The following is a 13,441-nucleotide window of genomic DNA, read 5'->3' on the forward strand; positions in this document are numbered from 1 at the left end:
GTATTTCTAATTTATATAATAATAAGAAAAGTCTAAAGGACCAGATCACTTGGTCTTATTGAATCAAATTGTCCATCGTTTATTGACTATAAATATTTAAAAGCGTAGCATATCTCTTACAATGAATTGATAATGATTATCAATATCATTATTATTTATTCACTAACATCAATTGTATCAAGGAGGTTTCTTAAATGTTGGATGGTTTTACACCATGGCCGGATGACAGAGCTGCCTTTTATCGTCAGGCGGGCTGTTGGGAAGGTTTAACGATTGGTCAAATGCTTGATGATAAAGCTCGTCAGTTTGCTGAAAATGTGGCAGTCATTGATCATGAACGCACACTTACATATTCTCAGCTAAATGAACGAGTGAATCAATTAGCTACTGGGCTTCTGCAATTAGGAATTCAAAAAGAGGATCGGGTCGTTGTACAGCTCCCAAATGTCGCCGGCTATGTCGAGGTGGTATTTGCCTTATTTAAAATTGGCGCATTGCCTGTTTTTTCACTGCCTTCTCACCGTTATAATGAAATCCGCTATTTTTGCGAATTTACTGAAGCAAAAGCCTATATCGCTATGGATTATTTTGGCGGCTTTGATTACCGTAGCCTTGCAAGGCAAGTTCAGCAGGAGGTTTCTTCGTTAGAGCACATTATTGTTCTTGGTGACGCACAGGAATTTACTCCTATTGATTCGCTATTTACTACACAGTCAATTGATTTTCCGACAGTGAAAGGAAATGAAGTAGCTTTCTTGCAGCTTTCAGGAGGAAGCACTGGTATTTCCAAACTTATTCCGCGAACACATGATGAATATATGTACACGATTAAATTAAGCGTGGAGCACTGCGATGTGACGGAAGATACTGTGCTTCTTGTCGTTTTGCCGGTTTCTCATAACTATCCGATGAGTTCCCCAGGTATTTTAGGCGTACTATATGCAGGTGGCAAGATCGTATTAAGTTCTTCACCTAGTCCGGATGTGGCTTTCCCGCTTATTGAAATGCACCGCGTGACAATGGTTCAACTTGTCCCTTCCCTTGCCCTACATTGGCTGGATATTAAGCCGCATCACAAAGAGGATCTGTCTAGCTTGGAAGTAATGCTTGTTGGAGGCTCCAAGTTCAGTGCGGAGGCAGCAAAACGCGTGCGTCCTGTATTTGATTGCCAGCTACAACAAGTGTTCGGCATGGCTGAAGGCTTAGTAAACTACACAAGATTGGACGATTCGGACGAAATCGTCATCTATACGCAAGGACGTCCTATGTCACCGTATGATGAAGTGAAAGTCGTTGACGATAATGATCAAGAATTACCGATTGGAGAAGCAGGACATCTGTTGACACGTGGTCCCTACACTATTCAAGGATACTATAAAGCGCCTGAACATAATGAAAAAGCCTTCACAAAAGATGGTTTTTACCGGACTGGCGATATTGTACGTCAAACTGAAGATGGCTATCTCATCGTGGAGGGACGTGCTAAGGATCAAATTAACCGGGGAGGTGAAAAAATAGCGGCAGAGGAAGTTGAAAATATGCTGCTTGCCCACCCCGCTGTACATGACGCAGCAATCGTTGCTATGCCTGATTACTATATGGGCGAAAAAAGTTGTGCCTTTATTATTTTAAGAAATTCTGATGTGACGAAGCGCCAATTGAAGTCTTTCCTGCGGGAACGAGGTTTGGCAACGTACAAAATTCCGGACGAAATACTATTTGTGGAGAGTTTTCCGTTGACCCATCTTGGTAAAGTTTCTAAAAAAGATTTGCGCCTGTCCTTTGAACAACAGTTACACACTTAAAATACTGAATATTAAGAAAAGAAGGTTGATATTATGGCAACTCAAATTGATTTTACAATTGAACAGCTCCGCGCTTTTGTCGCATCGTATGTGACAGAGCCTATAGATACTATTTCAGATGAGGATTATTTACTGGATGTCGGCATCGACTCAATTACGATGATGACAATCGTTGAGGAGCTGCGCCAAAAAGGGTTTCCCCTTACATTTATCCAGCTTGCAGACAATCCAACAATTAAGGCCTGGCATGCTCTAATTAAAGAATACGCAGCTGATTACGGAGGATGAAAGAAATGACCGAATTACGTTTCCCTTTAACTGAAGCTGCTACTGGGATATGGTATGCCCACCATCTGACGGAAAGTCCTTTATACAATACAGCGGAGTATTTACATATTCCTGCTTCAATCGATACCGATTTACTTTTGCAGGCCGTAGATGCCACTATTGGAAGCGCAGTTGGGCTGCATATCAAATGTTCGGAAGAAGAAGGCTCACTTTATCAGACAATCCCTTCTACTATTACGTTTCAGGCAGAAAAGATAACATGTTCAACAGAAGAGGCATTTTTGCACATGCAAGCAGACGTGGAAATAGTACGCAACTTAGGAACGGACGCTTTAGTACGTGCCATACTATTCTCTGCGTCTTCCGAAGAGCACTTTCTCTACTTGCGTATCCACCATCTTGTAAGTGATGCCTATAGTTTCCGATTGATATTCCAGCAAATTAACGAGCGCTACTCGGCTTTAGTTCAAAATAAGCCTTATACAAAGCACTTTGGCGATTATGTTCAAATGGTTGAGCAGGAGCTGCAATATACAACTTCCGAACAGGCAAATAAAGATGCCGCCTACTGGATTTCTAAGTTGCAAGAAACAGAAGTCATCTCACTTAGCAGAAAAAAAAGCAGCAAAATGGGACAAGTAATTTTACATCAAGCCCCCCTTTCTTCAGCAACGTGGATGAACTTGCAACAATATAGTAAGCAATTGCACGTTAACATGCAGGAAGTCATTAGTGCCGCAGTAATTGCCTATACGAAACGCATGACACAGGCGAAGGATGTCATTGTTGGCATCCCGATGATGAACCGTTTTGGACATAAGGCAATGTCTGTGCCCAGTACGCGAGTTAATATTTTGCCTTTACGTGCTTCTTTCAATACGGAGCAAACATTTGAAGAGCTTTGTCAAATCGTCAAGGGCTTAATGGATGAGATGAAACCGCATCAATATTACCGTCAAGAGCAAATGCGCCGTGATTTACAGCTGACAACCGATGATCAGCTGTATGGTCCGGAAATTAATTTCATGCCATTTTATGAAAACTATATGTTTGGGAATGTGAAAGTCGAAAACAGGAAAGTTGTGACAGGTCCGGTTGAGGATATTTCGTTCAACTTTTACAGTACGCCTCATGGCATGCAGTTCGATCTTGTAGCAAACGCGGACCTTTATAACAAAGTAGAACTGGAACGTCATTCTGCACGTTTCCTTCAATTTCTTGATTTGCTGTTGGACAGATTAGATGCACCAATTTTTCAATTGCCAATCCTATTGAATGAAGAGTTCGTAATGTTCCAGGATAAACAAGGTCCTGTCAGTGAACTGAACAACATCACAGTTTATGAGTTGTTCAAAAAGCAAATGCAGAACATGCCTGGTGCTACTGCTATCAGGATAAATGATACACATATCACGTACGCCGAACTCGACCTGCTTGTCGGGCGAATTGCCCATCAATTGAAAGCGCATGACATTGGACTCGAAGACTTTGTAGGAATTTGCATGGAACGGTCGATTGAAATGGTTGCTACGATGCTTGCCTGCTTCAAGCTGGGTGCTGCCTATATTCCAATGGATCATACTTATCCGGCAGAACGGCTGCTTTATATGATCGAGGATGCTTGCCCTAAAATTGTTCTAGTTAACGGAGAGGTTTCCTTTATTGCAAAAGGAACACCAATTGTGCCATTGCAACCTTCCAAGCAAATATACGAACCGATTACTTCTTGCATCGGACAGACTGCTTATATGATTTATACATCCGGTTCAACAGGTAATCCAAAAGGCGTCGTTGTAGAAATGCCAAGCTTAGTGAACTTCTTACAGGCGATGCAGTGCCAATTTTCACTATATGAAAAGGACAATTTACTGGCGATTACAACGATTTCTTTCGATATTTCGGCATTGGAGCTTTATTTACCGTTGCTGTATGGGGCATCCATTCATCTGGCAACTAAAGAACAAGTTCAAGATCCAATTCTGATGCAGACGCTAATCGAGCAGCAAAATATTTCCATCATGCAGGCAACGCCGACTGTTTGGCAGATGATGGTGCAGTATGCAAAAGATGCGCTGAACGGACTCACTGTACTTGTCGGCGGCGAAGCTCTTTCAAGAAGTCTTGCCCAAGCATTATTGGAGTCTGGTGCAACTGTCCACAATATGTATGGACCTACCGAAACAACGATTTGGTCAACTTGTACTGAAATTAATAGGCAAGACGCTCCTTCACTAGGATCTGCCATTGACCGGACCGAGGTTTATGTACTGGATGCCATGCTACAGCCAGTTCCAATTGGAGTCGTTGGTGAATTATATATCGCTGGTGACGGATTGGCTCGTTGTTATTATAATCGCCGTTCTTTAACAGCTGAGCGTTTTGTTGCAAACCCTTTTGCTGACGGGAAACGAATGTACCGGACTGGTGATTTAGTTGTATGGCAGGCAGATGGCAACCTTCATTATATTAGCCGCGCCGACCATCAAGTGAAAATCCGAGGCTTCCGTATTGAATTGGGAGAAATCGAAAATGCGCTTGAAGAAATTGCAGCGATTGAACAGGCTGTTGTCATGATACGTGAAGATCAACCCGGCGATAAACGGATTGTTGCCTATGTGATGGGTCATGAAACAGAGGAACAATACAGACAGCAGCTGATTGCAAGATTGCCCGATTATATGGTACCTGCTCACTTTGTTTTCATGGAGACATTCCCACTAACGAATAATGGTAAGGTTGACCGGATGAAACTGCCTCAGCCTATTATTTCACATATAGAAAAAATGGAACCAACAACACGTACTGAAGAAACGATATGCGACTTTTTTAAAGGAATTTTAAAGCTCAATTCAGTGGGAATCGACGAAAACTTCTTTCAGCTAGGAGGACATTCCCTATTAGCAACAGAGCTGCTATTGCAATTACGGAAAACGTTCGCAATCGATTTATCCATTTCCGTCATTTTCAATCAACCTACTGTAAAAGAGTTGGCTCAAGTTGTAGAACAAGCGAAGAAAAAATCGCTTGCTGTCATTGACAGACAACAGGTGGAAAGAATTCCTTTATCGCATGCACAGCGTAGTCTTTGGTTTATTCAGCAACTGGACGAATCAAGTGCATCTTATAATATTCCACTTGTTTATACATTCGAACAGCCAATTGATGTTTTAAAACTGATTAAAGTTATTGGTAAAGTTGTAGAAAAACATGCGATATTACGGACAATTTATCCAGCAGTGGATGGTGTGCCCTATCAGCAAATAGTTGATGAAGCGCCTAAAGTTCTCATTGAGGAAGTTGCCCTAGACGAAGTGCAGTCCAAAATTAAAGCTTGCACACGCTATGCTTTCGATTTAAAACATGAGCCTGGATTCCGTGTGACGCTTATTAATATGAAAACTCTGGTAGTCGTGTTTCATCATATTAGTGCGGATGGCTGGTCACTTGCGACATTTACCGAAGATCTGCAGCTTGCCTATGACCTTCATGAGCTCGAGCCGTTAACGATTCAATATCATGACTTTGCGGTTTGGCAACAAACGCACGGTGTTTACACAAACGACAACTTATCTTACTGGACGGAAAAATTAAAGAATGCACCGGATGAAATTGAGCTTGTCCGCGATGGAAAGCGTCAATTCCAGTCTAAACCAGACAGCGAGACATTGACTTTTACAATCAATGCTGCGCTTCATAGACGATTACAGCAGCTCGCTAAAAATAAACAGGCTACTCTGTACATGGTGCTTCAAAGTGGATTTTTAGCTTTAATGACGAAACTCGGTGCAGGCGAGGATCTGATTCTCGGTAGTCCAATGGCCGGCCGTGATCAGGAAGAATTGCTGGCAAATGTCGGTATGTTCATAAATACAGTAGCCATGCGGACGGATACTTCCGGAGACCCTGACTTTGTAACATTACTGGAGCGAGTGAAACAAACATGCATTGAAGCAATGGAGCACCAGTATGTTCCTTTTGACCATATTGTAGAACGCTTGAAGCCGACACGTGTCCCTTCACAGCATCCGATATTCCAGATTATGTTTGCCTTGCAAAACACACCTCAGCCGTCACTCGTATTAGAGAATCAAAAAGCTGACATTCAGTTGCATACAGTGGGTCAACCGAAATTCGATCTAAACATTGAAATGCGTGAGGAATTCGTTGGCGACAAACCAAACGGCATCGAGGTATTGGTAGAATACCGAACTGATTTATATGAAACAGCAACGGTGTCCGCTCTCATGCAACGCTATGTTTCCGTACTTGAACAGGTGATGAATAACCCAATCCTGTCTGAGCTGAATGTGATGTTGGAAGGTGAACAGAAAAAAGTGCTGCTTGACTGGAACCCGAAAGGTCATATAAGCGAACAAAAAACGATAGCCGAACAATTCGAAGCGATTGCAGAAATGCATCCACAACGCATTGCCGTAAGTGACGACAATGAGGAGCTTACTTATCTGGCCCTAAATCGTAAAGCGAATCAACTGGCGCATATTTTACTCGAAAAGGGAGTTACAACTGAAACATTTGTAGCACTTTTAATGCCGCGCTCCGTCGAAATGATTGTCAGTATTTTAGCTGTGCTTAAAACAGGAGCTGCCTATGTACCGATTGATCCTGTTTATCCGCAGGAACGTATTGACTATATATTAAAGGATTCAGCACCTAGCTGCTTAATCACTTCCATCGACCTGAAGCAGGAAGCAGAAGCAATGAATGCACTGGAAGTCATCGTAATGGAGGAGCTTCCTCTTGCATCATATCCTTCTGAAAACATTAAACATCACGACCGACTAGGCATCCTTCACCCAATGAATCCAGCCTATGTTATTTATACATCCGGATCAACAGGCCGACCAAAGGGTGTGGTGATTCCTAACCAAAATGTCATCCGCTTACTTGATGCAACAAATGAATGGTTCCACTTCAATGAAGAAGATCGCTGGTCACTCTTCCATTCCTATGCATTTGACTTTTCGGTATGGGAAATTTGGGGCGCCCTGTTATACGGTGGCGAGCTTGTCGTCATTCCATACAACGTAAGCCGCTCGCCAATCGACTTTTTGGAATTGCTTGCCGAGAAGAAAATTACGGTGCTGAACCAAACACCATCCGCTTTCTATCAGCTAATGACGGTGGATAAAGAACAGCCCGAATTATCCGAAAAACTGGCGCTTCGTTACATTGTTTTTGGTGGTGAGACACTTAATCTCACTCGTTTACAGGAATGGTATGACCGACATCCGGAAGATGCCCCTACCCTTGTGAATATGTATGGCATCACGGAGACAACCGTACATGTCAGCTACTTGAGTTTAAACGAAGAGCTTAGCCAGTCACAGGCGAATAGCTTGATTGGTACGGCGATTCCCGATTTGAATATTTATGTTCTTGATGAGCAGTTAAAGCCTGTTCCGCCTGGTGTTGTTGGTGAAATGTATGTCACAGGAGAAGGTTTGGCACAAGGTTATTTAAATCAGGCATCCCTTACTGCTGAACGTTTTATCGCCAACCCTTATGGCACTCCGGGAAGTCGTATGTACCGTACTGGTGATTTAGCTCGATGGACGAAAAACGGCGAGTTGGATTATATCGGACGTATCGATCATCAAGTGAAAATACGTGGATTCCGTATCGAACTTGGTGAAATCGAACAAGTTCTTCTGAAACATTCGCAAATTGCACAAGTAGCTGTCATCGCTAGAGAAGATCGAAAAGAAGATGTACGCTTGGCTGCCTACTATATTCCGGAGCAAGGCAGTGCTGTAACCGAACAAATGCTAAAGGATTTCGCTTCCTTGTCGTTACCAGCCTATATGGTCCCGACTAGCTACACTTGCTTGGAGCAGATGCCACTAACAGCGAACGGAAAGCTCGATACGAAGCAGCTTCCTGCACCAGTCATCACATTGCAGGAGCTTGTTTTACCAAAAACACCACAGGAAACTTTGCTCTGTGAACTATTCTGTGAAGTACTGAATCTTCCACAGGTTGGAACAGACGACAGCTTCTTTGAACTTGGCGGCCACTCGTTATTAGCCGTTCAGCTTATTGGACGCATTCGCGAGGCTTTCGGTAAAGAGCTCGCAATCGGACATCTATTTGAAGCACCTACCGTATCCGGACTGGCCCATGCTCTGCAAAATGGAAAGGATTCTCAAGCTTTAAACGTTGTTCTGCCGCTGCGTGCTGGGGAACAGCCGATCTTTGCCATTCATCCTGCCGGCGGATTGAGTTGGTGCTATGCCGGACTATTAAAAAATCTGCCTGCTGAATTTGCCCTTTACGGCATTCAAGCGCAAGGTATTGCGGAAGACTGCGAATTCCCTCACTCGTTGACTGAAATGGCAATGAGCTATATTGAGGCAATTAAGGAAATTCAACCAACAGGACCTTATCGTTTGCTCGGCTGGTCACTTGGCGGAAATGTCGTTCAGGAAATGGCTGTACAACTGGAACGACAAGGAGAATCTGTATCGCTTCTTTGCATTTTGGATGCTTATCCGTTTACATTCGTTCCTCCAGTTGAATTGACCGAGGAACAGGAGGCTCTTGTTGCGCTGCTTGCCCTAGCCGGCTTTGAACCTGACATGGAAGATGAGGTTACTCAGGAATATGTGATAGACGCATTGAAAGCTGAAGGAAGTGCAATTGCTACATTGGATGAAACGACGATTTTACGCTTAAAAGAAGTTTATAAAAACTCGATTAACTTATTGAAAAAACATAAGCCTCAAATTTATAATGGAGACCTTTTATTTTATAAATCTACACTCGTACCAGATTGGATACCTGATGTTGATGTAGCGTCATGGAAACCATATATCAAGGGAGAGCTAACACAGATTGATATTGCCTGTCGCCATAAAGATATGTGTCAATCCATCCCATTAAATGAAATCGGTCAAACTTTAATCAACCACTTAGTAAAGGAGAAAAAAATGTATGTCTAACCCTTTTGAACAAGCTGATCGTGAATACTATGTTTTGCGAAATGCGGAAGAACAATATTCCTTATGGCCAGCAGCGATTCCTGCCCCTGCTGGATGGGAGATTGCTTTCGGACCAGCTATAAAAGCATCGTGTCAACTATATATAGAAGAAACATGGGTGGATATGAGACCTAAAAGTCTGCGGAGTCTTTTAGGATGAAAGCCCAACGCGCAATTATTATCGTTCTCTATGTAGTGGCGATGTTCATGGTTTCCATTGATGGAACAATCGTCAACGTGCTACTTCCCACAATTGCCAATGAATTTGGTGTAGCTCCAGGTGCGACAAACGCCATTAATATCGGTTACCTTGTCAGCATTGCTGTTGCGTTGCCTGCTGCCGGCTATTTAAGCAATCGTTTCGGCGTAAAAAAAATGTACCTGCTTTCTGTCAGTATGTTTACATTTGCTTCTCTACTATGCGGGTTGGCGGACAGCTTGGAGGCACTTATTCTGGCACGGGTTCTGCAAGGACTGGCAGGGGGTATTATTACACCTGTGAGCATGACCTTGCTATTTCGGACATTTTCTCCACCTGAAAGACAAAACCTGTCCCGTTCATTAGTATTGCCAATCGCTTTTGCACCGGCGATTGGCCCCCTTGTGGGAGGACTGTTTTCCGAATATTTATCATGGAACTGGGCGTTTTTCATTAATATTCCGTTTGGCCTCATAATCGTACTGATCGGGCTTTATGCCGTCAACGAGTTCGAGCTATTTAAAGCACCATTTGATACGAAGGGCTATGTGCTCATTGCAATCGGTTTGCCAATGTTAATGCTGACACTTAGTCTCATTGCTTCTCAAGGTATTTCTTTAGCTGTCGTAATAAGCGCGGTCATCGGTGTATTTTTATTAAGACGCTTTTATGTATATGAACAACAAATAAAGGAACCTCTTCTAGATGTACGTCTTTATGAAGAGCCACAGTTTCGTTCTTCAAGTCTTGTTGCGATGTGTTCTATGGGTGCCTTAATGGGAATGCTTTACCTGTTCCCTCTTATGTATCAATATACTTACTCGGCTTCACCGTTAGAAAGCTCCCTAATTACGTTTACCGAAGCACTCGGATTGATGGTGGCATCAAAATTACTGCCTGGAACGGCTAAACGTTTTGGCATGCTTTTCACAGTACGTCTTGGTCTGATCGGGACTGTTATTATTTTTTGCTGCATCGCCATCATTGGTCCTTCTGCAAACCCTTGGCTATTGCGCGGCTTGATGTTCGCAATGGGTATATGTTTAGGTCATAGCGTAATCGGCTCTCAAATCTCTGCCTTTCATCATGTAGCGAAAAGCCAAATGAGTAAAGCAACAACACTGTACAATATGCTCAATCGAGTTGGCGCGGCTGCAGGAATTGCGCTTGTCGCGACTACATTAACAGTGACTGGTCGTTACTTTTCAGAAATGCTTTCTTATCAATATGCACTTATTGCTACGGTTGGACTGCTTTTGGCAGGTCTAGGCTGTTCTTTATTTGCCAAAGAACAGGAAACCATTCTAAAAGGTGAGAAAGCATGACAACAGTTGCCTATTGTAAAATCGACGATATGCCTGCAGAATGGCAACATTATCTTCCTTTTTTAGAAGCGGAAGTGGTTCAGCGTGTTGAGCGAATGAGGAAAGTGGAAGATCAGTTGCGAACAGTTTGTGCCCATTTGCTGACGAAAATGGTATTGGTGACGACTTTCAAAAAGGAATTGTCGGATGTTTGCTTTTCCAAAGATTCAAACGGTAAGTACCAAATGGAACAAGACCTTCACTTCAACATTACGCATTCGGAGAATTATGTAGCCTGTGCCATTAGTAAATTTCCGGTCGGCATAGATATTGAACAACACGTAAAAAGAGATTTCTCGCTCTTTCAATCTTTATGGAGTGATGAGGAAAAGCAGCTTTATCCGCTTCATGAACAGGAAGCATTCTATTCGCTGTGGACTGCAAAGGAAAGTTACGGGAAGTACAAAGGCTTTGGTCTGCAAAGTTGTTTGACAGAAGTAACCATTCATCAAGATGGGACAATCCACCTTCCTGATAGAATCGAAAAGGCCCTTGCTGTTCCTTTTGTTATTGCTCCTAATTACAGTACTACGGTATGTATCGAGGATTCCTTAGAAGCAGTAACCAGGTATGAGTGGGAACAAATTGGAGCATTTTTTAATAGTGTCTAGATTTTCATTAAAGAAAGCCTGTAACCATTTAGAACCGGTTGCAGGCTTTTCCTATTCATTTTACAGTCGCTGGACATTTTTAATGATGAAGTTACTTTTAGGGAGACTTGGAATGCTTACTTTGCTGTAGCTTAAATCCTGCTCCGGAATATCGTATGTCATTTTGTTGACCAAAAAGTCGAGACTCACTTTCATAATTTCTATCGTTACCCACTCACCTGCACAGCGATGGCCTAGATAGTAATCACCGCCACCTTGGGGAATAAAGCTGAAAGGACTGCCATCCCAGTTCTCAAAGCGGCTCGGTTGAAACACTTCAGGATTTCCCCAAATATTAATATCATGATTCGTACCATACAGATCAAGCAAGGTTAAAGTACCTTTTTCAAACGTATAATCTTTCCAAGTAAAATCTTCTTTTACTTCTGCAGCGGCAAATGGGAAGAATGGATAAAAACGTCGCACTTCCTGAACAAACATCTGCGCAATCTTTCTATCGCCGGATTTAAGTTTTTCGCGCTCTTCCGGGTAATGGTGGACGGCTAATGCAGAAAAGTTAATATAGACTGAAATCGCTACAATTGGTCTTAATATATTGATTACTTCAACAGAAGCGATTTTCGTATCGAGAAGGTTGCCTTCCAAATCATGGTGCCACGCAAATGTATACAATGCCGTACCTTCTTCTGGATTCAGTTTGCCACCACGCACTTCATCGATAATATTACCCATCCACTTTTCTACTTGATTTCGTGCATGTCTCCCTGCCCAATGCGCTGGTCCAATAGCTGTTGCTGATTCGAACATTGCCCTTAAATCGTGTGCCAGTTTTTTCATGTCCTTTTCTTCTACTGGCACGCCGGCCCACTCACAGGCGGTACGGCACATAATTTCCAGAGTTTCTTCATAAAGCTCGATTTCGTCCATCCGCTGCCACTTATATAAAGCCATTTCCCACTCTTTAGCTACAATTTCATTCAATTTTTCAAGTCGTTTCGGTGTCATAATCGACATAAACATTTCTTTACGATGTTTATGGGCATCTCCGTCTAGTGACTGCACACCATTTTTGCCAAACAATGTTTCCGCAACACGGTTTGGTGCAACACCTTGCCTTTTGAATTTGCTGTTGTCATAAAAAATATCTGCGGCTTCTTTTCCGCCCATACAGATCGCTTTTTTTCCAAGTAACCTCGTTTCAAAAACGTCTGAATGGAAACTTTGACGTCTATTCAATATATACAAATAGCCTTCCCTCAGAAGATTTAAGCTGTGGTCAAGTCCTTCTTCCTTTGGTACTGAATTTGACATATTATTCACTCCTTTTTATATAAATAACATTGTTGGTAACCAATTCCCTGTTTATTCTTTTAAAAAACTTACCTCTGATTAATACCGCCAATAAAAATCAAAAACCAGGCAGCAAAAAACAAATTGTTTTTCACTACCTGGCTATTTAAATTAAACTTTTCACTTCGTTTCGGCTTACCAAGCAGGGTTGCTTGTTACTTGTACTTGCTCCTCTACGGAAGACGGTTCACTGTTTAGCTGGTCAATAATCTGCTTTGTAGAAAAGACCGCGCCACAGCGTTGTGCTACGTATTTAATTGCCATTTCATGCTCCTCTATTGTGAAATCAGCGACCGCATCTGCAATGAAAAATGGCTGTATGTCCGTCATGAAAGCCTCTCCAGCTGTCATGAGGCAACCAATATGAGCATAAACGCCACAGATGATTAACTGATCACGTCCTTGTTCGTGCATGATTTCCAATAAATTTGTTTTCTTAAATGCACTGTAGCGCCACTTTTTCAACACGATATCGTCTGATCCTGGTGCCAATTCATCAATTACTTTTGTAATGTTCGGATCATCTTTAAGTCCTGGTCCCCAGAAATCAGTCAGCAACGCCCGGTCCTCAGCTTTTTGATTACCCGATTGCGCTGTATATACAACAGGGATGCCAAGCTCATCACATTTTTTTCGGATTGCCTGTATGTTGGCGACTAATTGAGGGATTAATGATTCATCTTGCTTGTAGTAATCAATAAAGTATTGCTGCATGTCATGAATTAATAGAACAGATCTGTTCGAATCCGCTTCCCATAGTACTTTATTTTTCGGAAGATTACTTTCTTTTGGCATTTCGTATGAAGAGATAGCTGGAATAGCCATC

The 13,441-nt window shown here is 42.4% G+C and carries 7 protein-coding genes and 1 pseudogene; 6 read left to right on the forward strand and 2 right to left on the reverse strand.

Translation table 11 applies throughout. The features are described 5' to 3' along the window. Positions 1 to 194: 194 nt before the first annotated feature. From SNE38_RS00630 to SNE38_RS00655, 6 genes are read left to right on the forward strand one after another with little or no spacing between them, the layout of a single operon-like run. Entirely contained in the window at positions 195 to 1,805 is a 1,611-nt protein-coding gene (locus SNE38_RS00630; protein ID WP_336045642.1) for a (2,3-dihydroxybenzoyl)adenylate synthase, read from the forward strand. A gap of 33 nt (positions 1,806 to 1,838) precedes the next feature. Then, entirely contained in the window at positions 1,839 to 2,093 is a 255-nt protein-coding gene (locus SNE38_RS00635; protein ID WP_336045643.1) for a phosphopantetheine-binding protein, read from the forward strand. Positions 2,094 to 2,098: 5 nt separating this feature from the next. After that, positions 2,099 to 9,052, forward strand: coding sequence for an amino acid adenylation domain-containing protein (locus SNE38_RS00640; protein WP_336045644.1), 6,954 nt, complete (start codon positions 2,099 to 2,101; stop codon positions 9,050 to 9,052). After that, a complete protein-coding gene (locus SNE38_RS00645; RefSeq protein ID WP_191703754.1) occupies positions 9,045 to 9,251 on the forward strand; it encodes an MbtH family protein in 207 nt (68 codons plus the stop codon). The genes SNE38_RS00640 and SNE38_RS00645 overlap by 8 nt, the downstream gene beginning before the upstream one ends. Further along, on the forward strand, positions 9,248 to 10,615 hold the full coding sequence (locus tag SNE38_RS00650; RefSeq protein ID WP_191703753.1) for a DHA2 family efflux MFS transporter permease subunit: 1,368 nt from the start codon (positions 9,248 to 9,250) through the stop codon (positions 10,613 to 10,615). Before SNE38_RS00645 ends, SNE38_RS00650 begins: the two co-directional genes overlap by 4 nt. Then, entirely contained in the window at positions 10,612 to 11,265 is a 654-nt protein-coding gene (locus SNE38_RS00655) for a 4'-phosphopantetheinyl transferase family protein (protein WP_336045645.1), read from the forward strand. The genes SNE38_RS00650 and SNE38_RS00655 overlap by 4 nt, the downstream gene beginning before the upstream one ends. Before the next feature lie 60 nt (positions 11,266 to 11,325). Here the strand turns inward: SNE38_RS00655 and SNE38_RS00660 are convergent, their stop codons facing one another. Together SNE38_RS00660 and SNE38_RS00665 are read right to left on the reverse strand one after the other, a co-directional pair. Continuing rightward, complete coding sequence (locus tag SNE38_RS00660; RefSeq protein ID WP_336045646.1) at positions 11,326 to 12,576, reverse strand: cytochrome P450; 1,251 nt, start codon at positions 12,574 to 12,576, stop codon at positions 11,326 to 11,328. A 195-nt stretch (positions 12,577 to 12,771) separates the two neighbouring features. After that, positions 12,772 to 13,440 (reverse strand): annotated as a pseudogene (locus tag SNE38_RS00665) (isochorismatase family protein); the annotation flags it as partial. Position 13,441: the final 1 nt, after the last annotated feature.

Source organism: Solibacillus ferritrahens, assembly GCF_037027585.1.
In the GTDB taxonomy this organism is placed as follows: domain Bacteria; phylum Bacillota; class Bacilli; order Bacillales_A; family Planococcaceae; genus Solibacillus; species Solibacillus ferritrahens.

Excerpts from the sequence above, each read along its gene's own strand:
- SNE38_RS00630 (WP_336045642.1), top strand. The coding sequence starts at position 195 with ATGTTGGATGGTTTTACACCATGGCCGGATGACAGAGCTGCCTTTTAT.
- SNE38_RS00635 (WP_336045643.1), top strand. The coding sequence starts at position 1,839 with ATGGCAACTCAAATTGATTTTACAATTGAACAGCTCCGCGCTTTTGTC.
- SNE38_RS00640 (WP_336045644.1), top strand. The coding sequence starts at position 2,099 with ATGACCGAATTACGTTTCCCTTTAACTGAAGCTGCTACTGGGATATGG.
- SNE38_RS00645 (WP_191703754.1), top strand. The coding sequence starts at position 9,045 with ATGTCTAACCCTTTTGAACAAGCTGATCGTGAATACTATGTTTTGCGA.
- SNE38_RS00650 (WP_191703753.1), top strand. The coding sequence starts at position 9,248 with ATGAAAGCCCAACGCGCAATTATTATCGTTCTCTATGTAGTGGCGATG.
- SNE38_RS00655 (WP_336045645.1), top strand. The coding sequence starts at position 10,612 with ATGACAACAGTTGCCTATTGTAAAATCGACGATATGCCTGCAGAATGG.
- SNE38_RS00660 (WP_336045646.1), bottom strand. The coding sequence starts at position 12,576 with ATGTCAAATTCAGTACCAAAGGAAGAAGGACTTGACCACAGCTTAAAT.